The sequence below is a fragment of the Pseudonocardia xinjiangensis genome (assembly GCF_050948425.1).
Taxonomy (GTDB): Bacteria; Actinomycetota; Actinomycetes; order Mycobacteriales; family Pseudonocardiaceae; genus Pseudonocardia; species Pseudonocardia xinjiangensis.
On sequence record NZ_CP192009.1, the window covers coordinates 4239951 to 4261154 of the forward strand.

Below are 21204 nucleotides of genomic sequence, written 5' to 3' on the forward strand. Positions count from 1 at the left end.
ATGACGTGTCAGGGCACTCCGAGATACCGCAGCCCCGCGGTGGTGGCCGCGGCCAGGACGACGACCAGCACGAACGGCACCTTGCGCCAGGCGGCGAGCGCACCCACGGCGACGCCGGCGGGCCGGGCCCAGCCGGCGAACCCGCTGCCGTCGGTGAACGCGGCCGTGGCCACCAGCGCCACGAGCAGCGCGGTGGCCCCGAGGTCGACGTAACGCTCCACCCGCGCGGGAACGCGCACCCGGTCGCGCAGGACGACCCCGGCCAGCCGCAGCGCGTAGGTGCCCGCGGCGAGGGCCACGACGACCGGCCAGTTCACGCCGCCTCCCGGCGGTCACCGGGCAGCCGCGCGACGACCAGGCCGAGCAGGCCGACCAGCACCGGCACCCCCGGCGGCAGCAGCGGCGTCGCCAGCAGCGCCAGCGCGGCCGCGGCCAGCCCCACCCGGCGCGCGTCGGCCCGGCGCAGTGACGGCAGCAGCAGAGCCAGCAGCGCCGCGGGGAAGGCGGCGTCCACCCCGAAGGTGTCCGGGTCGGGGACGGCGCCACCCGCGAGCACCCCGACCACCGTCCCCACGTTCCAGAAGACGAACAGCAGCGAGCCGCAGAGCCAGTACGCGGTGCGGGCCCGCCGGCCACTACCCCGGGCTCGGGAGAACGCCACGCTCTCGTCGACCATGAGGTGCGTTCCGAGCAGCCGCAACGGCCAGCGATCGGCGATGTTGCCCCCCACCGCCAGCCCGAACGGCACGTGCCGCACGTTGAGCAGCAGCCCGGCGGCCAGTGCGGCGATCGCGCCGCCCCCCGCAGCCACCACGGCGACGACGAGGAACTGGGCACCGCCCGCGAACACCAGCAGCGACAGGGACATGGCGAGCAGGACCGGCACCCCCGCCGCGGCAGCGAGAGCACCGAACGAGGCCCCCACCACCCCGACGGCGGCCGCCAGGGCCAGGGCGTCCTTGAGGTCATCGCGGTCTATTGTTCGGCGTAGCGAACGCATGACCGATAGAGTGAACGGTTACCAAACCGTTCGTCAAGCCGAACGAGGATACTGATGGATCGAACGGCACCGCTGGCGACGATCGCCGCCGCGCTCCGCCGGGAGCGGGAGCGGCACGGCCTCTCCTCGGCCGAGCTCGCCCGCAGGGCCGGCATCGCGAAGTCGACGGTCTCCCAGCTCGAGGCGGGCGCCGGCAACCCCAGCGTCGAGACCCTCTGGGCGCTCGCCGTGGTGCTCGAGGTCCCGTTCAGCCGCCTGGTGGACCCACCGGCGGCCCCCGTCCACGTGTTGCGGGCGGGTGAGGGCCTGGCCATCCCGTCCGAGCACTCCCCCTTCACGGGCACCCTGCTCGCCGCCTGCCCACCGGGGGCACGGCGCGACCTGCACGTCATCGCGGCCGAGCCCGGTCCGGCCCGCGAGGCCCGGGCGCACATCCCCGGCACCACCGAGCACCTGCTCGTCACGGCCGGGCGCTGGCGGGCCGGGCCGGTCGAGGCGCAGGTCGAGCTCGCTCCGGGTGACTACGCCCGCTTCCCGGGCGACCGCCCGCACCTCTACCAGGCCCTCGAGCCCGGGTGCGCCGCGGTGCTGGTGATGGAGTATGTGTAGCACTCCCCCACCGCGCACCGCGGCCGGCCCTCCGCCCTCCGGTCAGCCGCCCCCGGTGTTCCCGGCCGGGTCACGACGGGCCGGGGGCGCGTCCGGGGCGCCCTCGGTGAGCATGCGGACCGGGTCCCGGACGAGACCCGGCCTCCCGGACTGGTCCCTGGTCGAGCTGGTCAACCGGCCCGTCGTCAGGCCGACACCCGGGGGCACGTCCTTCGCCTGGCCCGGACCGCCCACCTTCCCGGGTGTCCGCTTGGGGTCGGGGACGAGGCCGTTCGCGAGCTCACCGGGGGGCAGCGGGTACTGCTTCACCCAGTCCACCTCCATGGAGGACTCCTGGACGGGGCCGGAACCGCTGTCCGGGAACCAGTCGAGCTGGATGCACAGGTGCATGGGCCCCGGGGGGAGGATGCTCCTGTCCGTGGTCCGGTACCACTCCCGGCCGTCGACGAAGGCGGCGACGTGGGTGGGTGTCCACTCCACGGCCCAGTTGTGCCACTGGGTCCCGTCGATCCGCACCTCGCCGTGCACCTGGTTGTTGTTCGGGCCGTAGTGCAGGAAGAAGTCCGTGGTCTGGCGGCTCGGGTCCATCATCTCCATGAAGTCGATCTCCCCGCCCACCGGGAAGTTCTCCGCGTCCGGCCAGAGCAGCATCAGCGCGTTGTACGTCTCGTCCGAGGCCGGGGCGCGCACCCTGCCCTCCCAGCGGCCGTACATCTGGCCCGGGTTCCACGCCATGCCCTCGGTGTTGCCCTGGGAGTCGCCGGTGATGGTCAGCACCCCGTTCCGGACGGTCACCGCCGATGGGGTGCGCCGCCCGTTGCCCCCGTGGCCCGGGCCGTCGTAGAGCTCCCAGTTGGGGCCGAGACCCGAGGTGAACTCGTCCACCCGGTTCGGCGTACCCCACCCCCGCACCGCGGCGGCGGTGGTGCCGACCGGGTCACAGTCGACACCCGGTGGCGGCACCGGTGGGGCCGGCGCCAGCGCAGGGGGTGGGGCCGGCAACGGTGGTAACGGCACAGTCGGCACAGTCGGCACCGGCGGGACAGGCGGCACCGGCGGGACGGTCGGCAGCGGCGGCACGGGGGGCACTGTCGGAACCGGCGGCACCGGCGGCACCGGCGGCACGGTGGGGACCACCGGAACCTGCCCCGGAGCCAGCGGCGTCAGCACCATCGGCACGGGGAACGGGACCGGGAAGGGCACCGGCATGGGGTAGGGCACCGGATACGGCACCATCACCACATTCGCCGCCGACAGCGGAGCCGGGGCCACTGTCGGGAGCGCCGCTGGCGGCTGCTGGACCGGTGCCGGCAGCTGCGGCGCGGGCAGCGGGCCGGGCTGCAGCGGCGCCGGCAGGACCGGCGTCGGCACCGCGGGCGGCACCGGGTTCGGCACCACGGGGCGCGGCACCACCGAGGTCGGTGACACGGGCGCCACCGGACCTGGCAGCGCGGGGAGCGGCAGCGCCGATGTCGGTGTCACGGGACGGGGCAGTGCAGGGAGCGGCACCACCGAGGTCGGCGGGACCGGCGGTGACACCGGGCCCGGGACGGGCACGGGGAGCGCGGAGGTCGGCAGCACCTGCGGGGGTGACACAGGGGCCGGCGCAGGAGCGGGGAGCACCGTCGTGGGCAGTACCGGGCCCGGCGGCAGCGGCAGGATCGAGGGCGGCGGCAGGACCGGCGCCGGGGTCGGGGTCACCGGGATCTGCGCGAGCCTGCGGGCATCCGCCTGCTGCGGTCGGTCCTGCTCCGTGCGGCCCAGCAACGGCACGCCGACGGAGCCCGTCACCGCTCCGCTCGGTGCCGGCCGGGGAGCGGCCAGCACCCCGGGTGGCGCAGCGGTGGGCCCCGGCGGGTTGGGCGCCGCCGTCGGGCCGGGCCCGGCCGGCACGCAGCCCGGCGGCGGAGGCGGAGTGGGTTGCGCGATCGCCGCCATCGAGCCGCTGAGCATCGTGGTGATGACGATGCACCCGATGGTCGCGTATCGCCTCATCTACCTCACCTACCCCTCACGTCACAGATCGGACACGAGGGACCCTAGGCGCGGGCGATTACTCAGTCGGCCCCATTCACCGGACCGTGTGGGGCGGACAACCGCTTCGGGGAGCAGCGGGCGGCACAGAACGAAGTCGCCGCCGTGTCCCGGTTACGGTGACCGGTGACACGGCGGCGACGAACGGACCAATCCGCGCTACGGGGTGGCGCGTGAACCCCGAGCGGGTGAGGGGCCTACCAGCCGCGGGTGGCGTAGCGCTGGTCGGCGGGCAGCTCGGCGACGTTGATGCCGACCATGGCCTCACCCAGACCGCGGGAGACCTTCGCGACGACGTCGGGGTCGTCGAAGAACGTGGTGGCCTTGACGATGGCCTCGGCACGCTGCGCGGGGTCGCCCGACTTGAAGATGCCCGAGCCCACGAACACACCCTCGGCCCCGAGCTGCCGCATCATGGCCGCGTCGGCCGGGGTGGCGATGCCGCCCGCGGTGAAGAGCACCACCGGCAGCTTGCCCGCGCGGGCGACCTCCGCCACCAGCTCCACCGGAGCCTGCAGCTCCTTCGCGGCGACGTAGAGCTCGGCCTCGTCGAGCGTGGTCAACCGGCGGATCTCCGACCGGATGGACCGCATGTGGCGCGTGGCCTCGACGACGTTGCCCGTGCCCGCCTCGCCCTTCGAGCGGATCATGGCCGCGCCCTCGGAGATGCGGCGCAGGGCCTCCCCGAGGTTGGTGGCACCACAGACGAAGGGGACGGTGAACGCCCACTTGTCGATGTGGTGCGCCTCGTCGGCCGGGGTGAGCACCTCGGACTCGTCGACGTAGTCGACGCCGAGCGACTGCAGCACCTGCGCCTCGACGAAGTGGCCGATCCGCGCCTTGGCCATCACCGGGATCGAGACGGCGTCGATGATGCCGTGGATCATGTCGGGGTCGCTCATCCGCGCCACCCCGCCCTGGGCGCGGATGTCGGCCGGCACCCGCTCGAGCGCCATCACCGCGACGGCGCCCGCGTCCTCGGCGATCTTGGCCTGGTCGGCGTCGACCACGTCCATGATCACGCCGCCCTTGAGCATCTCCGCCATCCCGCGCTTGACGCGTGCGGTGCCCAGCGCTGGGCCGGCGGTGGTCTTGGACGTTTCCGACGACACGGTTCTACCCCTCGGTTCTACGATCTGCGGACACCCGATCGTACTTCAGAGCAACGATCTGCAAGTCCGGATTGGTGGCCGGCGCGACAGTCGTCACTCCGGCCTCGGCGTCGGCGATCTCGAAGTACGCCGGCAGCGGCGCGGTGCCGGCGAGATGCAGCCAGCGCACCAGCCGGCGCGACCGCAGACCGAGGGTGTCGCGCACGGCATCGTTGTACACCCGCCGCGCCAGGATGAGCAGCTGTTCGGCGTCGACGAGCTCCTCCAGCACCGCCGGGGGCAGCACCGCCCGGTCGACGGCCGCGAGCGCTCGGCCGAGCACGTTCTCCGCGGCCTCCCGGTCGCCGGTGGGCGCACGGGCCGCCGCCACCGCCGCCCGCAGCCGGTCGGTCTGGTTCCCGGGGGTGGCCGCCGCGGCCGCCAGCGCCGCCGCGGCCCGCCGCTCCAGCGCGGACTCCAAGCCCGCCCGGGCGGCGTCGGTGCGCGCATGCAGGCGGTCCAGCCGCCGCACCCTGACGATGGTCAGCAGGACCACCCAGGCCAGCACGAGAGCGGCGACGACGGCCGCCGTCCAGAGCACACCGGTCACGACGCCCCCCGACCGACGGCGACCCCGCGGGGATCGGCCGCCACCGCTGCGCGGTAGACCCGCACCACGGATGCGGCGACGGCGGGCCAGCCGAAGTCGGCGGCCCGCAGCCGGCCGGCCGCGGACATCGCGGCCCGCAGCGGTGGGTCGTCCAGCAGGATCGGGAGCGCCGCCGCGAGCGCGGCGGCGTCCCCCGTCGGGAACAGGGCTCCTGCCTGCGAGTCGCCCAGCACGGCCCGGAAGGCGTCGAGGTCGCTCGCCAGCACCGGCGCTCCGGCGGCCATCGCCTCCGCCAGCACGATGCCGAAGCTCTCACCGCCGAGGTTCGGCGCGCAGAACACGTCGACCGACCGCAGTGCCGCGGCCTTGGTGGCGTCGTCGACGGCTCCGAGGACGTCGAGCCGGTCGGCCACCGGGCCGGCCGCGCGCCGCAGCGCACCGACGTCGCCCCGGCCCACGACCAGCACGCGCAGGTCGGGCCGCGCGGGCGCCAGTGCCCGCAGCGCGTCGAGCAGCACGGGCATCCCCTTGCGCGACTCGTCGAACCGGCCGAGGAAACCGACGGTGCCCGGCCGGGGATGGCCGGGCAGGAGTGGCCCGTCGGCGAAGGCGGGGATGTCGACGCCGTTGGGGATCTCCACGGCGTCGCCACCCAGGTGCTGGACCTGCACCCGGCGGGCCAGTGGCGACACCGCGATGCGGGCCGTGACCTTCTCCATCAGCGGTCGCAGCATCCCCCCGAACGCGCTCAGCGCGCGCGACCGGTCGGTGGAGGTGTGGAACGTGGCCACGATCGGGCCCTCGGCGGCGAAGAGGGTCAGCACCGACAGGCTGAACGTCGTGGGCTCGTGCAGGTGCAGCACGTCGAAGGAGTTGCCGGCGAGCCAGCGCCGGGCCCGCGCGTAGGTGACGGGCCCGAACGAGACCCGCGCCACCGAGCCGTTGTAGGGCACCCCCATCGCCCGCCCGGTCGGGGTGACGAACGTGGGCACGGGCGTGTCGTCGCCCGCGGGAGCGAGCACGCTCACGCTGTGGCCGAGGTCCTCCAGCGCGCCCGCGAGGCCGACCACATGGGCCTGCACCCCGCCCGGGACGTCGAGCGAGTACGGGCAGACGATGCCGATCCGCAGCGGGGGTCCTCGGCGTGACGACGCCGGGTGCACGATCTCGGTCATCCCGCCTCCACCCGGGCGACGTGGTCGGCCGTCCAGATCGGCTGCAGCGCGTGCCAGTCCGCCGGGGCCTGCGCGATCAGCCTGCCGAACGCGTCGGCGAGCGCCTGCGTCGCCTCGGCGACCGCGGCCCGCGTCCCGCCCGTGCCGCGCAGGGGTGAGCCGTCGCCGACCGGCACCGGCTCCCCGATCGGCACCACCCAGCCCCCCGGCCGGAAGTGCGGGTAGGCCGGCATCAGGACGGCGCCGGTGAGGGCCGCGAGCCGGGCCGGGCCGGTGGGGAAGCGCGCCGGTTCGCCGAGGAACTGCACCTCCACGCCGGTGCCGGTGATGTCCCGTTCCGCCACCAGGCAGACGACGCCCCCGGCGCGCAGCCGCCGGGTGAGGGCACGGTGGGCGGCGACGGCGTCCTCGGCGGCCACGACCTCGAACCCGAGCAGCTCCCGGTAGGCGACGAACCGCCGGTAGAGCGACTCCGGACGCAACCGCTGCGCCACGGTCGTGAACCCGGCGGGCAGGCCCCGCCGGCGCAGCTCCTCCACCAGCCACACACCGGCAGCGTCCCAGTTGCCGCTGTGCGGCACCGCGAAGACCACCCCGCGCCCGGCGTCCAGCGCCTCGAAGAACGGGCCGGTGCCCGTGAAGAACGGGTCCATCCGGGCGTGGACGTCCGCCGGGTCCATCGACGGCAGCCGGAAGGCCTCGCACCAGTAGCGCGCGTAGCTGCGCATGGCCTCGCGCACCAGCGCGTCGACCTCGGCCGGGGTCGCGGCCGGGACCACCCGCGCCAGGTTGGCCCGCAGCTGCGCGACCCCGGCCCCGCCGCGGCGGGTGGCGAGGTCGGCACCGAACCGGAAGAGCCCGGACGCCGCCCCGGCCGGGAGCGCGCGCACGAGCCGCCAGGCCGCCGCGAACTCGGCATCGGCCACGCGCTCCGCGAAGGGGGGCCCAGCCGCCGTCCCGGGGACCGGATCGACCTGCGCTCGCCCGCCGCGCGACGGCGTCCCGGCCTGCGGCGGCGGCCCGGCGTGGGGCGGATCGAGCCGGGCGGTCACGGGCCCGGCGCGGGGTCGGCGGAGTCGCTCGCCACGGCCTGCGCGCTCCGGTACACGGCGAGGATCCGCTGCCCGACGGTCCACACCGACGCCACGGCCAGCACGCACAGCGCGACGGGCAGGGCGTAGGGCACCCCGAGGCCGTGCAGCCCGGTGCCGACCAGCGCGACGATCAGCCGCTCGGCCCGCTCGACGAGGCCGCCGTCGGCGGACAGCCCGGCGCCCTCGGCCCGCGCCTTGATGTAGGAGACGAGCTGGCCGGCGACCAGGCAGACCAGCGCCGCGACGCCCAGGAGGCGCTGGTCCCCCACGCCGAGGCACCACCAGGTGATCGCGGCGAACACCGCGCCGTCGGCCACCCGGTCGCACGTGGAGTCGAGCACCGCGCCGAACGGCGTGCCGTGGCCCCTGGCCCGGGCCATGGCGCCGTCGATGAGGTCGAACAGCACGAAGACGGTGACCACCACCGTGCCGACGAACAGCTGGTCCCGCGGCAGGAACCAGAGCGCCGCGGCGACGGTGCCGACAGTCCCGACGACGGTGACCACGTCGGGTGCGACGCCGTGCCCGACGAGCCACCGGCCGATCGGGTCGGTCACGCGGTTGATGCGCACGCGGGCAAGGACGTTGAGCATGGACTCCTGCTTGTCGACCGGGGCCCTGCACCGGCCGGCCGCAGCGCGCCGGCACCCGCCTGGACCGTCTGCAGCCTAGCCCGGGTCGGTCGACGCCCCTCCCTGCGGCTCTCCGACCGGCGCCCAGGCCTGCGCGAGCAGCGCCCGGGTCTCCGACAACAGCTGCGGGATCACCTTCGTCTGCCCGACGACCGCGATGAAGTTGGCGTCGCCTCCCCAGCGCGGCACGACGTGCTGGTGCAGGTGCTCGGCCAGCGAGCCGCCCGCAACGGTGCCGAGGTTGATCCCGACGTTGAACGCGTGCGGCGCCGCGACCTGCTTCAACGCCCGCACGGCCGCCTGTGTGAACGTCATGAGCTCGACCCCCTCCTCGGGGGTGAGATCCTCCAGCTCGGCCACGTGCCGGTAGGGCAGCACCATGAGGTGGCCCGGGTTGTACGGGTGCAGGTTCAGCACCGCGTACACCGTGCGCCCGCGGGCGACGACGAGGCCCTCCTCGTCGGACAGGCTGGGGATGCGGCAGAACGGGCAGCCGTCGCCCCCGGCGTCCTTGATGTAGGCCATGCGGTGCGGCGTCCACAGCCTGCGGAAGCCGTCGGGCGTTCCGACGCCGTCCCGCAGCTCGACCACCGGCTCGGCCGGGCCGTCGGTCTCGCCCGGCTGGGCCGCGTCGCTCATGCTCCGATCCTAATGTCACCGCCGGGAACGTCGGCGGAGTGATCACCGAGGACCCGGGGACGTCGCGTCCACCGCGCTGATCTCGGCGCCGGTCGCCCCTCGGGCCGGGTGATTGCACCGGCGCCGCACCCGCTGCACAGTGGCGCCGGTGAGACTCGAGAACATCATCTGGGACGCCCGTGATCCCCACCGGCTCGGCCGGTTCTGGGCAGCCGCCCTCGGCGCGGAGCCGATCACGAACGAGCCGGACCTCGTCGAAGCTCGGCTGCGCCTCGCCGACGACGCCTTCCTCGATCTGTGCTTCCAGCGAGTGGCCTCGCCCTCTGCCTCACCGGCCCGCCTGCATCCCGACCTCTCCGGCGGAGCGCGGCAGCAGGAGATCGTGCAGCGGCTGCTCGACCTCGGCGCCGAGCACGCCGACATCGGCCAGGGGGCGGTGCCCTGGGTGGTCCTCACCGACCCCGAAGGCAACGCCTTCTGCGTGATGGAGGACCGCGAGGTCCACCGCGACACCGGACCCATCGCAGCGCTGCCGCTCGACAGCGCTGATCCGGACCGGGACGCCGCGTTCTGGGCGGAGATCACCGGCTGGGTGCCCCGAGCCGGGACGTCCGGGGCGATGACACTGCGTCACCCCTCGGGCGTCGGCCCCCTGCTCGAGCTCTGTCCCGAGCCCGAGCCCAAACGCGGGAAGAACCGGCTGCACCTCGACGTGCGCCCCGACGCCCGTGACCACGACATCGTCGAACGCATCGCGACGTGGGGAGCCACCCCGCTCACCGACCCGTCCGACCATCCGTGGCTCGTGTGCGCCGATCCCTCCGGCAACGAGTTCTGCATCCTGGCCCCGCAGTCCTGAGCTGGACCGGAAGCCGGTACAGGCCCGCTACGGGGCCGCCGCGAAGACGTCGCCCGTCGGCGAGGTGTTGTTCCGGCTCGCGATCCAGTCGACGACCGTGGCCACGGCGTCGGCCACCGGGATCCCGTTGAGCTGGGACCCGTCGCGGAACCGGAAGCTGACCGCGCCCGCCTCGACGTCGCGACCGCCCACCAGCATCAGGAACGGCACCTTCTGCAGCGTGTGGGTGCGGATCTTCTTCTGCATCCGGTCGTCGCTCGCGTCGACCTCGACCCGCACGCCGTGGCGGCGCAGCTGCACGGCGACGTCCTCCACGTAGCCGACCTGGTCGTCGGTGACCGGGATCGCGACGACCTGCACGGGAGCGAGCCACGCGGGGAACGCGCCGGCGTAGTGCTCGGTGAGCACGCCGAAGAACCGCTCGATGGAGCCGAACAGGGCGCGGTGGATCATCACCGGCGTCTGGCGCGAGCCGTCGGCCGCCGTGTACTCGAGCCCGAACCGCTTGTTCTGGTTGAAGTCGAGCTGGATGGTGGACATCTGCCACGACCGGCCGATGGCGTCCTTGGCCTGCACCGAGATCTTCGGGCCGTAGAACGCCGCGCCACCCGGGTCGGGCACGAGCTCCAGCCCGGAGTCGACCGCCGCCTGGCGCAGCACTTCGGTGGCCTGCTCCCACTCCTCGGGATCGCCGATGAACTTGTCCGAGTCGCCCCTGGTGGACAGCTCCAGGTAGAAGTCGCTCAGGCCGTAGTCGCTCAGCAGCTCCAGCACGAACGCCAGCAGGCTGCGCAGCTCGCCCGGCATCTGCTCGGGAGTGCAGTAGATGTGCGAGTCGTCCATGGTCAGCCCGCGCACGCGGGTGAGGCCGTGCACCACACCCGACTTCTCGTACCGGTACACGGTGCCGAACTCGAACAGCCGCAACGGCAGCTCCCGGTACGACCGCCCGCGGGACCGGTAGATCAGGTTGTGCATCGGGCAGTTCATGGCCTTGAGGCGGTACTCGGCGCCTTCGAGATCCATCGGCGGGAACATCGTGTCGGCGTAGTACGGCAGGTGGCCCGAGGTGTGGAACAGCTCGGACTTGGTGATGTGCGGGGTGTTGACGAACTCGTACCCCGCCGCCTCGTGCCGGTCGCGCGAGTACTTCTCCAGCTCCCTGCGGATGATCCCGCCCTTGGGATGGAAGACCGGCAGGCCCGAGCCCAGCTCCTCGGGGAACGAGAACAGGTCGAGCTCCGCACCGAGGCGGCGGTGGTCGCGGCGCTCGGCCTCGGCCAGCCGCTCCAGGTGCGCGTCGAGGGCCTCCTGGCTCTCCCACGCGGTGCCGTAGATGCGCTGCAGCTGCGGGTTCTTCTCACTCCCCCGCCAGTACGCCGCGGCGGTTCGGGTGAGTGTGAAGGCGGGGATGAAGCGGGTGGTGGGAATGTGCGGCCCACGGCACAGGTCGGACCACACGGTCGCGCCGGTGTGGGCGTGCACGTTGTCGTAGATGGTCAGCTCGCCGGAGGCGTCGACCTCCATGACCTCGCCGTCCTCGGCCGCCTCGGACTCCGGGCCGCCCTTGAGCTCGATCAGCTCGAGCTTGTACGGCTCGTCGGCGAGCTCCTCGCGGGCGTCCTCGAGCGAGTCGAAGCGGCGCCGCGAGAACCGCTGCCCGGCCTTGATGATCTTCTTCATCGCCGACTCGATCTTGGTGAGATCGTCGGGCGTGAAGGGCTTGTCCACGTCGAAGTCGTAGTAGAAGCCGTCGGTGATCGGCGGCCCGATCCCGAGCTTCGCCTCGGGGTACAGCTGCTGCACGGCCTGGGCGAGCACGTGCGCCGCCGAGTGCCGGATGACGCTGCGGCCGTCCTCGGTGTCGGCGCCGACGGGCTGCACCTCGACGTCGCCCTCGGGCATCCACGCGAGGTCGCGCAGCCGCCCCTCGGGATCACGGACGACGACGACGGTGCTCGGGCCGCTGGTGGGCAGACCCGCCTCACGCACGGCGGAGCCCGCCGTCGTCCCGGCCGGCACCCGGACGGGGGCGGACGCGACGGGAGATACGGGCGCGGACACGGGAGGCCTCCAGCAGTGCAGACGATGTACCTGTCGATGGTAGAGGTGTCGCGCGACGTGGTTTCCGGCAGCGTGGCGGGCGGCCCCACGGCGCCCGATCCCTCAGGCCAGCTTCCGCAACCCGGCGAGTACCCGCTGCAACGCGCCGACGTCCCGGGCCCACGCCTGGGGCAGGACGGCCTCACCGGCCGGGACCAGGGGCACCGGCCGAGGCGACGGACGGCGCCGCGGAAGCGGCACCTCCACGTCCACCCGGGGCTCGACGTGCTGCAGCGCCAGCACCGCCAGCGCTCCGGCCCGGGCGGGCGGGCGCAGCCCGGTGAGGGTGACCAGCGCGGGCTGCTGGCCGGCCGGGCCCGGTGCGGACGAGCGCCGCGGGTGGGGCACCGGCGGCGGTGGTGCGACCGGCGCCGGCCGGGGCCGGGGCCGGGGGACGGGCACCGGCGGGACCGCCGACACCGCCGCCGGGGGGAGCGACGGGACGGGGGCCGGCCGGGACGGGGGCGGCGGAGGGGACTGCGCGACCGGCACGGCGTCCTGGCTCGCCGGCACGGCCTGCTGCAGCCCCGCCACGCGCAGGGCCCGGCGGGCGGCGTCGAGGTCCCCGTGCCGGCGGTCGAGGCACACGTGCAGGACGGTCCCCGGCTCCTCGCTCTCCCGCAGCACGTGCACCGAGTCCCGGCTGAAGAGGACCACGTCGTCGAGGGCGTCCGGCCCCGCCGCGAAGGGCAGCACCGCCCGGGCGAGCTGCACGAGTGCGGTGCCGTCGTCCGGTGTGGCGGCGCCGACCGCGGCCACGACCACCCCGCGCCGGGCGTCCACCACGTGCGCCACCCGCATCCCCGGCATGCGCAGCAGACCTGCGAGCACGGAACCGAGCGGGTCGATCTCGAGTGGGCCGGTGTCGTCCGAGTCGGAGGCCGCGCGCATACCTCACCCTGCCCCGGCGGGGCGGAGCAGCGTCGGTCCACCCACCTGGCCCTGCCCGCGTTGCGCCGGATGGCGGTGCGGCGACGGGGAAGAACGGCACGCGCGCCGCGGTTACATTGCGGGTGGTGCCTCTCTCCGTACTCGACCTCGTACCCATCGGCTCCGGTTCGACGGCCACCGTCGCGCTGAGGCACAGCACCGCGCTGATCCGCCGCGTCGAGGAGCTGGGCTTCCACCGCTACTGGGTGGCGGAGCACCACGGGATGCCGGGGATCGCGAGCTCCTCGCCCGCAGTGCTGATCGCCCACCTCGCCGGGGCCACCTCGCGGATCCGCGTCGGGTCCGGCGGGGTGATGCTGCCCAACCACCAGCCGCTCGTCATCGCCGAGCAGTTCGGCACGCTCGACGCCCTGCATCCCGGACGCATCGACCTCGGCATCGGGCGGGCACCCGGCACCGACCAGCGCACCGCACGCGCACTGCGCCGGGGAGCCGCCCAGCTCGGCGCCGACGACTTCCCCCAGGAGCTCACGGAGCTGGCGTCGTACTTCCGCGGCGAGGGCCCGGTCGTGGCCGTGCCGGCCCACGGTCAGCAGCCGGCGATATGGCTGCTCGGCTCCAGCGGCTACAGCGCCCAGCTGGCCGGGCTGCTGGGGCTGCCGTTCGCGTTCGCCCACCACTTCAGCGCGGCGAACACGCTCCCGGCGCTGGCGCTGTACCGCGAGACGTTCCGGCCCTCCCCCGCCCTGGAGCAGCCGTACTCCATGATCGCCGCCTCGGTGCTGGCCGCCGGGACGGACGCGGAGGCCCGGCGCCTCGCCCTGCCGAGCGCGCTGCAGTTCCTGCGGCTGCGCCTCGGGCACCCGAGCGCGGTCCCGACCCCGGAGGAGGCGAGCGAGTACCCCTACACCGAGGAGGAGCGGGCGTTCGTCGACGACCGGCTGGCCGGCCAGATCATCGGGTCCCCCGACACGGTGCGCGACGGCGTCCACGAGCTCGTCGAGCGCACCGGCGTGGACGAGCTGATGGTCGTCACCAGCACCCACGACGGTGCCGACCGCCTCCGCTCGTACGAGCTGCTCGCGGCGGCGGTGGCGGCCGCCCGGGTCTGAGTCCGCCCGCGTCCGATGATCACCGAGGCCGGGCACCGTCACCCCGGGTGCCGGTCCGCGGCGTCGCCGTCCTGTCGGGGTCACCCACTCGGGTGACACCGGTGACGGTGCCGCACCGTCGCGTCGGGTGCTCCGTTGAACCCCACGGCCGCCGCAGACGAGCGCGACGGCAGCAAGTGGAAGGACCTCGGACGGTTGGTGGGCGGACCAGGTACGTCACGGCCCCACCGCTCCCCCGGCCCGATCGAACGCCGGCCCGGCCCGCCCGTCCAACGCTCCCGTACCGCCGCACCCACGGGCCCTGGCCGGCCGCAGCCGCCACGGGGCCGGGTCGCGGCCCCGGAGGAGCTCGGCCGCCGCCGCGTCGTCGATGCGCAGGACGTCCCCGGGCCCACCGACGTCCTGCCCGCCGTCGACGGACAGGGCGAGGAGCGACGCGCCCCCGGTGCCGGCAACCCGGACGAGCAGCAGAAGAAGAAGGCGCTCCGGCGACGCCGGGTCATGTTCGCGCTGGTCGGCACGGCCGCCGCCGCGGTGCTCGTCCCGGTGCTCGCGTTCGCGGTCGGATACCTGGTCTTCACGGTGCCGAACCCGGACGACGCGGTGAACAACCAGGTGGCCACGGTGTCGTTCGCCGACGGCGACCAGCTCACCCGCCTCGTGCCCGAGGAGGGCAACCGGACCAAGGTGCCGATCGACCAGGTCCCGCTGCACGTCCGCCACGCGGTGCTGGCCGCGGAGGACCGGAGCTTCTACTCCAACCCGGGCTTCGACGTCATGGGGATCCTGCGTGCCGTCCGCAACCAGCTGCGGGGCGGCTCCGGGGGTGGCTCCACGATCACCCAGCAGTTCGTCAAGAAAGCGCTGGTGGGAGACGAGCAGACGCTCTGGCGCAAGTACAAGGAGATCATCCTGGCGCTCAAGATCTCCCAGGAGCGCAGCAAGGACCAGATCCTCTCCGACTACCTCAACACGATCTACTTCGGACGCGGGGCGTACGGCATCCAGTCGGCGGCGCAGTCCTACTTCGGCAAGAACGTGCAGGACCTGACGCCCGCCGAAGGGGCGCTGCTGGCCGCGGTGATCCAGTCGCCGTCACGCTGGGACCCCGCCATCAACCCGGGCCACTCCGTGGAGCGCTGGAACTTCGTGCTCGACGGCATGGTCGCCCAAGGCTGGCTCGACCAGGCCACGCGCCAGGCCGCACAGTTCCCGCACACCGCGCCCCGGAAGACGTCATCGGGCGGGCGCCCAGCCAACAGCAGCGGGCACATCGTCGCCGCCGTCACCGCCGAGCTCCAGGAGCTGGGGATCTCCGAGGAGGACCTCGCCCAGGAAGGCCTGCGGATCACGACGACGATCGACTCCCGGCGCCAGAAGCAGGCGGTCGCGGCCGCCCACGACGCGCTCGAGGGCCAGCCGGTCAACCTGCGCAGCGCCATGGTGGCCATCGACCCGGAGACCGGCGGGGTCCTCGCCTACTACGGCGGCGACAACGGCCTCGGCCTGGACTACACGCGGGTACGGCGGCTCGCCGGCTCGACGTTCAAGCCGTTCGTGGTGCTCGCGGGCCTGCAGGAGGACCCGCCGGTCGGACTGGGCGAGACCTTCGACGGGGCCGAGGTGCCGGGGCTGCGCAACGCCGAGGGCGCCGACTGCGAACAGTGCGATCTCAAGCAGGCGATGACGGTCTCGAACAACGTCGTGTTCAACACCCTGGCCAAGCAGGTCGGTCCCGAAGCCGTCGCGGCCGCCGCCCGGTCGGCCGGCATCACCGCGCCCCTCGACGACCCGAACGAGGGCATCGCGCTGGGGAACAAGGAGGTCAGCCCGCTCGAGCTGGCCTCGGCGTACGCGACGATCGCGGCCGGTGGGGTCTGGCACCAGCCGCACCTCGTCACGTCCGTCGTCACCGCCGACGACCGGGTGCTCTACCAGGCCGACACCGAAGGAGAGCGGCGGTTCCCGGAGCGGGTGGCGCGCAACGTCACCGAGTCGATGCTGGACGTCGCCTCCCACGACGACCTCGCCCTTCCGGGCGGGCGCCCGGTGGCCGCGAAGACCGGCACGGTGCAGTCGCGGTTCGAGGGCCAGAACAACGACGCGTGGATGGCCGGCTTCACCCCGTCGCTCGCCTCGGTGGTCTGGATGGGGACGGACATGAACTCGCCCATCCGGACCGCGCGGGGCACCCCGATCGACGGGGCCGGCCTGCCGGGCGAGGTGTGGCACCAGTTCATGGCCCAGGCGGTGGACGACGAGCCGGTCGAGCAGTTCGCCCCGTTCCGCCCCATCGGCGAGGCGCCCTCCGATGCCGGGTCCGGTGCCCGGGTCTCGGCCACCCCGACCTCGACGGCCACCGCCACCCCCACACCCACCACCGGGCCTGCGGCGGGCGATCCCGCGGCGCCCTCCGGTGCCCCCGACCCGGCCGAGGACGACCGGGCGACCACGCCACGCCGCGGCGTACTCGGCGGTGGCGATCCGGAGCCCGAGGACCAGGACCAGCGCGCCGCCTCGCCCGACGGGGCGAGCCCGACCACCAGGGCCCCGATGTTCCGGCAGGCCGAACCCGACACGCCCACCCCCACGCCGGACTGCTCGGTCACCGACTGTGGCTGACGCGCCGTCGGCTCTAGGCTGTCATGTGTGGCCGCGGGGGTGGGCGAGCGCACGTTCCAGGTGCTGACCTGGCTCTCCGAGCGTGGTGTCGTGCTGTACGTGCCGGAGATCGAGGCATCCACCACGGTGTCGGCGATGCCCGACGCCGACGCGGCGGTGCGATCGCTCATCGCCGACCTCACCGGGCTCGACCCGGCCGGCGTCCGGTGCGACATCCGGCCCGGACGGCCCCGGGGTTTCGGCGGCCCCTCACCGTTCGTCTGATTCCCGGCCGCCGCGATGATCACACGGGCCCGGCGGCCGGGGCCCTGGCGTCGTACCGTCGCGAGATGGTGCTGGCAGCGAGCGAGGCGACCCGGCAGGTCGCGGACCGGATGGCCGAGGCGGCGAACGCGTGGCTGGACTCCCTGGACGCGCAGCAGCGCGGGGTGGGCACGGGACCCGCGCCGGGCGGGGACGACCCGTCCGAGGAAGACCGGCTCCGCTGGTTCTACACGCCGACCGACCACGGCGGACTCACCATCCACCAGCAGCGCCCCGCCCAGCAGCGGCTGGCCATGCGGCTGGTCGGCACGGGGCTGTCCACGCCGGGCTACGTCACGGTGGCCACCGTGATGGGCATGGAGAACGTGCTCGACCACACCGAGGACTTCACCGTGTCGTTCGGGCGCGAGCGCGGGCGTGACCCGGGCCTGTACTACCTGCGGGTGTTCGGGGAACCGGGCGGAGCAGCTCCCTGGGGGTGGCGCTTCGGGGGCCACCACGTCTCGCTCAACAACCTCGTCGTCGACGGCCGCGTCGCCGCGACCACACCGTGCTTCCTCGGCGCCGACCCGGCCACCTCCCCGCTGCTCGGCGACGCCCAGCTGCGCCCGCTCGGAGCCGCGGAGGACCTGGCGCGCGAGATCGTCCGCTCGCTGCGGCCCGAGCTCGCCGAACGGGCCGTCCTGCTGCCCCGGGCGCCGTCCGACATCGTCGGGGGCAACCGGTCCCGGATCGCCGACGGCGACGAGGTCATCCCGCTGGCTGGCGTCTTCGGCAACCCGCTCCCCGACCCCGGGGAGCAGCAGAGGCTGCAGGCGCAGAGCGACCGGGCCGCCGCCGCCACCGGCCTCGACCGGGCCGACCACCGCACGCTGGCGCTCACCTGCACCCCGAAGGGCGTACCCGCCTCGGAGCTCGACGCCGCGCAGCGCGAGCTGCTGCTGCGCCTGCTGAGCACCTACCTCGGCCGCGTCCCCGACGAGGTCTCGCCGTTCGAGCGCTACCGCGACCCGGCGGCGCTCGACGCCGTCCACCTCGCCTGGGCGGGCTCCACGGTGGCCGGTGAGCCGCACTACTACCGGCTGCAGGGCCCCCGGCTGCTGGCCGAATGGGACAACACGCAGCGCAACGTCAACCACGCGCACGCGGTGTGGCGCGACCCGGAGGCCGACTTCGGGCTCGACGTGCTCGCTGCGCACCGGGCGACGCACCACCGCTGACCCCCCCGCGAGTTGCAGCAAAGCCATTTTCACGCAACCTCGTTGCCGCAACGTGGCTTTGCTGCAACTGGGGCCGGGGTCGCCGCGGTCAGCCGACGGCCGGGAGCGACTCCAGCAGCGTGGCGGGGACGACCACGTCGGCCCGGGCCCTGGTCGCCTCCACGAGCGCAGCGTTGGGCTCGTCGACCGCCGCCACCCAGGCCCTGGCATGGGCCGGCGGCTTCCCGAACGCGACGTGGCGGGCGGTCAGCTGCGCCAGCCGGACGTCGGGACGCGGGTCGCAGAACCACACCTCGTCGAGCTCGGGGCGCACCTGCGCCCATCGACCGCGGTCGAGCAGGAGGTAGTTGCCCTCGGTGAGCACCAGCCGGGCGCTCCTGGGCACGGCGATGGCTCCGGCCAGTGGCTGCTCGAGATCGCGCTCGAACGCGGGTGCGTAGACCACGTCCTCGGCCGGGTCGTCGTCCGCGGCCCGCAACCGGCGCAGCAGCGCGACGTAGCCGCCGACGTCGAAGGTGTCCGGGGCGCCCTTGGCGTTGCGGCGGCCGAGGGCCTCCAGCGCCACGTCGGCGAGGTGGAACCCGTCCATCGGGACGTGTGCGACGGCGTGGTCACCCAGGTGCGCCAGCAGCGCCGCCACCAGTGTGGACTTGCCCGCACCGGGGCTGCCGGTGATGCCCAGGATCGCGCGCTGCGGCCCGGCAGCCAGTGCGGCGGCCCGCCGGACGAGATCGTCGAGGGTCATCCGGGTGCCGCCGCGACACGCAGCGCCAGCACCACGATGTCGTCGCCCGTGTCGGCGATGCCGGCCTGCACGAGGCGGTCGCAGAACGCGGGGAGCGGCAGGGGGACGGCCTGGCGTACGAGTTCCAGGAGCGCCGCTCCCGCCGTGTCGCCGTGGTCGCGGCGGCGTTCGAACAGCCCGTCGGTGTAGAGCAGCAGCGTCGAGCCCGGCGGGATCCGGACCTCCCGGTCGTGCCTGGGTGCGGCCGGCTCGACCCCCAGTACGACGTCGACGCGGCCGGTGAGCAGCTGCGGCTCCCCGTCCGGGCCCACCAGGATCGGCGCGGGGTGCCCCGCGTTGGACCAGCGGAACACCGCGCCGCCTTCGATCGGGGTGAGTCTGCCGTAGACGAGCGTGGTGAACCGCGTGACGTCGAGTCCGGACAGCACCCGGTCGAGCTTGCCCAGCACCACCGACGGCGCGGCCTCGCTGTCGTGCGCAAGCCCTCGGAGCATGCTGCGCAGCTGGCCCATGGTGGCCGCCGCGGGCAGGTCGTGGCCCTCGACGTCGCCGACCCCCACGGCCAGGTCCCCCGAGGGCAGCGCGAAGGCGTCGTACCAGTCGCCGCCCACGTGGAGCTGCGCCGCGGCCGGCCGGTAGCGGGCCTCGATCTCCACGCCCGGAAAACACGGGGGTTCGGTGAGCATCGCGTTCTGCAGCGCCAGTGACACCTCACGGCTCTGCTGGAAGGCCACCGCGTTCTCCACGGCCACCGACGCCCGGGTGGCGAGCTCGCGGACGAGAGCGAGGTCGTCCTCGGTGTAGGGCGCCCGGTCGGCGCACGCGATGAGCAGCAGGGCCGCCACGACGGCACCGCCCGACAGCACCGGCGCCACCAGCATCGAGTGGGCCCCGGTCTCGGCCGCCCACCCGGCCTGGTCCGGCGGGGGTTGCCATGCCGACGCCGTCGTGTCGGGCACGTGGATCAGCAGGGGTGCGGTGCCGCGGGCGCTGCGGGCCACGGGGTGGTCGCCGGAGAACACGAACCTCTCGTGGCTCCCGGGCATCGTGGGGATCCCCGGCGCCCTCCGTGTGACCGACCGCCGTCCCGTGAGCCGGCGTTCGCCGGGCGAGCCGGACGCGGCGGGCGAGCTCCACACCCGGGACAGCGGGTCCGGGTCGAGGAGGAACACCCGGCACAGGTCGGCGAACTGCGGGACGACCGACTCGGCCAGCGCCACCAGCTCGCCCTCCGGGTCGAGCGCGGCGTTCATCGCGTGCGTGGCCTCGGCCAGCACGGCCAGCCGCTCGCGGGCGCGCATGGTGACGTCGATGTCGGTCTCGGTGCCCACCCACTCCACCACCCGGCCGCCGGAGTGGACGGGGACGGCTCGCGTGCGGAACCAGCGGTAGCCCCCTTCGGCGGTGCGCAGCCGGTAGGAGCGGACGAACACGGCCGCGGGGTCGGCGGTGGTAGCGGCCCGCCAGGACGCCGCGAACTCGGCCCGGTGCACCGGATGGACGGCGTCGAGGAAGCCCCACCCGCGATGCTCCACGGCACTCTGCCCGGTGATCGCGCGAAGGCCGGGGGCGTCGCGTACGGCCCGGCCGTCGGCCTCCCGGATCCACACCGCGGCGCTCGTGGCCTCCACCAGGCTCTGGTACCGGTTGAGCGCATGCTCGCGCTGCGCCGCGGCCTGGGCCAGCGCCTTACGGGTCTGTTCGGCCCCGGTGACCTCCACGAGCACCACACCGGCCCCGACGACCGCGCCGTCGGGCCCGCGCACCGGGTGGTAGTGCGTCCGCCACTCCTGAAACGGGCCCCGCCCGTGCCACAGCCGTCCTTGAACCAGGACGTCGGTGCGGGACCTCCCGTCGCTGAGCACCGCCCGCAGTTCCTCGGCGATCGCGGCGCCGACGGCCCCGTGCACCTCCTCCAGCGTCCGGCCCAGCCGCTCGTCGGGGCTGCCGCCGTCCATGTCGGAGACGGCCCTGTTGACCCGCCGGTACCGCAGCTCGGCGTCGAAGTACGCGAGCCCGACGGGGGCGGTCTCCCACAGGGCGTCGAGCAACCCGAACGCCTCGTCCGCCGCGTCCTTGTCGCCGACGTCCTGCAGTACGCCCAGCACGGTGTCGCGGGGCCCGGGGACGACGCGGACGTACAGCGGCCAGGGGCGGTTGGCCGTGGCCGGGAGCCGACGGCTGAACGGGCGCCCGGCGCGGAGGTCCTCGAGGATCCCGGCGACGGTGGAGGAGCCGAACACGGCCGCCGCGGGTTCGGGCTCCGCCGGCCCGGATGCGCCGTCGCCGAGGACGTGGCGCCCCACCGTGTCGTTGCTCGGGCGGCCGGTGAGCCGCTCGGCGGCGGCGTTCCAGAGCACGACGCGGCCGTCGTCGTCGAGGGCGAAGACGCCGACGGGAAGTAGTCCGACCAGCTCGGCGAAGAGGTCGACGGGCACGGCTCTCAGGGTAGGTGCCGCTCTGGCCCCGTTCCACGCCCGTGACCGGGACGAACGGTTCCCATT

19 protein-coding genes are annotated in these 21204 nt (G+C 74.3%); 6 read left to right on the forward strand and 13 right to left on the reverse strand.

Annotation, left to right across the window (positions count from 1 at the left end; genetic code table 11):
* Positions 1-8: 8 nt before the first annotated feature.
* Complete coding sequence (locus ACQPZA_RS19970; RefSeq protein WP_169399582.1) at positions 9-317, reverse strand: AzlD domain-containing protein; 309 nt, start codon at positions 315-317, stop codon at positions 9-11.
* A complete protein-coding gene (locus ACQPZA_RS19975; protein WP_433272624.1) occupies positions 314-1000 on the reverse strand; it encodes an AzlC family ABC transporter permease in 687 nt (228 codons plus the stop codon). The genes ACQPZA_RS19970 and ACQPZA_RS19975 overlap by 4 nt, the downstream gene beginning before the upstream one ends.
* A gap of 54 nt (positions 1001-1054) precedes the next feature.
* Between ACQPZA_RS19975 and ACQPZA_RS19980 the strand changes: the two genes are divergently transcribed.
* The gene (locus ACQPZA_RS19980; RefSeq protein WP_433272626.1) at positions 1055-1609 is read left to right on the forward strand and encodes a helix-turn-helix domain-containing protein; all 555 of its coding nucleotides are present in this window, start codon (positions 1055-1057) and stop codon (positions 1607-1609) included.
* A 42-nt stretch (positions 1610-1651) separates the two neighbouring features.
* On the opposite strand, the gene ACQPZA_RS19985 is transcribed toward ACQPZA_RS19980, so the two are convergent.
* From ACQPZA_RS19985 to ACQPZA_RS20015, 7 genes are all read right to left on the reverse strand, one after another.
* Entirely contained in the window at positions 1652-3604 is a 1953-nt protein-coding gene (locus ACQPZA_RS19985; RefSeq protein ID WP_433272629.1) for a glycoside hydrolase family 16 protein, read from the reverse strand.
* Positions 3605-3840: 236 nt separating this feature from the next.
* Positions 3841-4755, reverse strand: a complete 915-nt coding sequence (gene pdxS, locus ACQPZA_RS19990; protein ID WP_433272631.1) for a pyridoxal 5'-phosphate synthase lyase subunit PdxS — start codon at positions 4753-4755, stop codon at positions 3841-3843.
* A 4-nt stretch (positions 4756-4759) separates the two neighbouring features.
* Positions 4760-5344, reverse strand: coding sequence for an NUDIX hydrolase (locus tag ACQPZA_RS19995; RefSeq protein ID WP_433272633.1), 585 nt, complete (start codon positions 5342-5344; stop codon positions 4760-4762).
* The gene (locus tag ACQPZA_RS20000; RefSeq protein WP_433282896.1) at positions 5341-6474 is read right to left on the reverse strand and encodes a glycosyltransferase family 4 protein; all 1134 of its coding nucleotides are present in this window, start codon (positions 6472-6474) and stop codon (positions 5341-5343) included. The genes ACQPZA_RS19995 and ACQPZA_RS20000 overlap by 4 nt, the downstream gene beginning before the upstream one ends.
* 41 nt (positions 6475-6515) lie before the next feature.
* The gene (locus ACQPZA_RS20005) at positions 6516-7445 is read right to left on the reverse strand and encodes a phosphatidylinositol mannoside acyltransferase (protein ID WP_433272635.1); all 930 of its coding nucleotides are present in this window, start codon (positions 7443-7445) and stop codon (positions 6516-6518) included.
* Positions 7446-7567: 122 nt separating this feature from the next.
* Complete coding sequence (gene pgsA / locus ACQPZA_RS20010) at positions 7568-8206, reverse strand: phosphatidylinositol phosphate synthase (RefSeq protein ID WP_169399577.1); 639 nt, start codon at positions 8204-8206, stop codon at positions 7568-7570.
* Between the two features lie 75 nt (positions 8207-8281).
* The gene (locus ACQPZA_RS20015) at positions 8282-8884 is read right to left on the reverse strand and encodes an HIT family protein (protein WP_169399576.1); all 603 of its coding nucleotides are present in this window, start codon (positions 8882-8884) and stop codon (positions 8282-8284) included.
* Positions 8885-9032: 148 nt separating this feature from the next.
* Here ACQPZA_RS20015 and ACQPZA_RS20020 point away from each other — a divergent pair, with 148 nt between their 5' ends.
* Positions 9033-9743: a VOC family protein gene (locus ACQPZA_RS20020; RefSeq protein WP_433272639.1), complete on the forward strand. Its 711-nt coding sequence runs from the start codon at positions 9033-9035 to the stop codon at positions 9741-9743.
* Between the two features lie 27 nt (positions 9744-9770).
* Here the strand turns inward: ACQPZA_RS20020 and thrS are convergent, their stop codons facing one another.
* Together thrS and ACQPZA_RS20030 are read right to left on the reverse strand one after the other, a co-directional pair.
* Positions 9771-11807 carry a threonine--tRNA ligase gene (thrS, locus tag ACQPZA_RS20025; protein WP_433272641.1) on the reverse strand — a complete coding sequence of 679 codons (2037 nt, stop codon included), beginning with the start codon at positions 11805-11807 and terminating at the stop codon, positions 9771-9773.
* Between the two features lie 102 nt (positions 11808-11909).
* Entirely contained in the window at positions 11910-12737 is an 828-nt protein-coding gene (locus ACQPZA_RS20030; protein WP_433272643.1) for a hypothetical protein, read from the reverse strand.
* 125 nt (positions 12738-12862) lie between these two features.
* On the opposite strand from ACQPZA_RS20030, the gene ACQPZA_RS20035 reads away from it, so the two are divergent.
* The 4 genes from ACQPZA_RS20035 to ACQPZA_RS20050 all read left to right on the forward strand — a co-directional run bounded on the left by ACQPZA_RS20035 (position 12863) and on the right by ACQPZA_RS20050 (position 17955).
* On the forward strand, positions 12863-13849 hold the full coding sequence (locus ACQPZA_RS20035; protein ID WP_433272645.1) for an LLM class flavin-dependent oxidoreductase: 987 nt from the start codon (positions 12863-12865) through the stop codon (positions 13847-13849).
* Between the two features lie 135 nt (positions 13850-13984).
* A complete protein-coding gene (locus ACQPZA_RS20040) occupies positions 13985-16471 on the forward strand; it encodes a transglycosylase domain-containing protein (protein WP_433272647.1) in 2487 nt (828 codons plus the stop codon).
* Positions 16472-16498: 27 nt separating this feature from the next.
* The gene (locus ACQPZA_RS20045; RefSeq protein WP_169399945.1) at positions 16499-16735 is read left to right on the forward strand and encodes a hypothetical protein; all 237 of its coding nucleotides are present in this window, start codon (positions 16499-16501) and stop codon (positions 16733-16735) included.
* A gap of 65 nt (positions 16736-16800) precedes the next feature.
* Positions 16801-17955, forward strand: coding sequence for a DUF3500 domain-containing protein (locus ACQPZA_RS20050; protein WP_433272649.1), 1155 nt, complete (start codon positions 16801-16803; stop codon positions 17953-17955).
* An 88-nt stretch (positions 17956-18043) separates the two neighbouring features.
* Here the strand turns inward: ACQPZA_RS20050 and ACQPZA_RS20055 are convergent, their stop codons facing one another.
* A complete protein-coding gene (locus ACQPZA_RS20055; RefSeq protein ID WP_433272651.1) occupies positions 18044-18700 on the reverse strand; it encodes a nucleoside/nucleotide kinase family protein in 657 nt (218 codons plus the stop codon).
* Positions 18697-21138, reverse strand: coding sequence for a SpoIIE family protein phosphatase (locus tag ACQPZA_RS20060; protein WP_433272654.1), 2442 nt, complete (start codon positions 21136-21138; stop codon positions 18697-18699). Before ACQPZA_RS20060 ends, ACQPZA_RS20055 begins: the two co-directional genes overlap by 4 nt.
* Between the last annotated feature and the right edge of the window lie 66 nt (positions 21139-21204).

Excerpts from the sequence above, each read along its gene's own strand:
- ACQPZA_RS19975 (WP_433272624.1), bottom strand. The coding sequence starts at position 1,000 with ATGCGTTCGCTACGCCGAACAATAGACCGCGATGACCTCAAGGACGCC.
- ACQPZA_RS19980 (WP_433272626.1), top strand. The coding sequence starts at position 1,055 with ATGGATCGAACGGCACCGCTGGCGACGATCGCCGCCGCGCTCCGCCGG.
- ACQPZA_RS19985 (WP_433272629.1), bottom strand. The coding sequence starts at position 3,604 with ATGAGGCGATACGCGACCATCGGGTGCATCGTCATCACCACGATGCTC.
- pgsA (WP_169399577.1), bottom strand. The coding sequence starts at position 8,206 with ATGCTCAACGTCCTTGCCCGCGTGCGCATCAACCGCGTGACCGACCCG.
- ACQPZA_RS20015 (WP_169399576.1), bottom strand. The coding sequence starts at position 8,884 with ATGAGCGACGCGGCCCAGCCGGGCGAGACCGACGGCCCGGCCGAGCCG.
- ACQPZA_RS20030 (WP_433272643.1), bottom strand. The coding sequence starts at position 12,737 with ATGCGCGCGGCCTCCGACTCGGACGACACCGGCCCACTCGAGATCGAC.
- ACQPZA_RS20050 (WP_433272649.1), top strand. The coding sequence starts at position 16,801 with ATGGTGCTGGCAGCGAGCGAGGCGACCCGGCAGGTCGCGGACCGGATG.
- ACQPZA_RS20055 (WP_433272651.1), bottom strand. The coding sequence starts at position 18,700 with ATGACCCTCGACGATCTCGTCCGGCGGGCCGCCGCACTGGCTGCCGGG.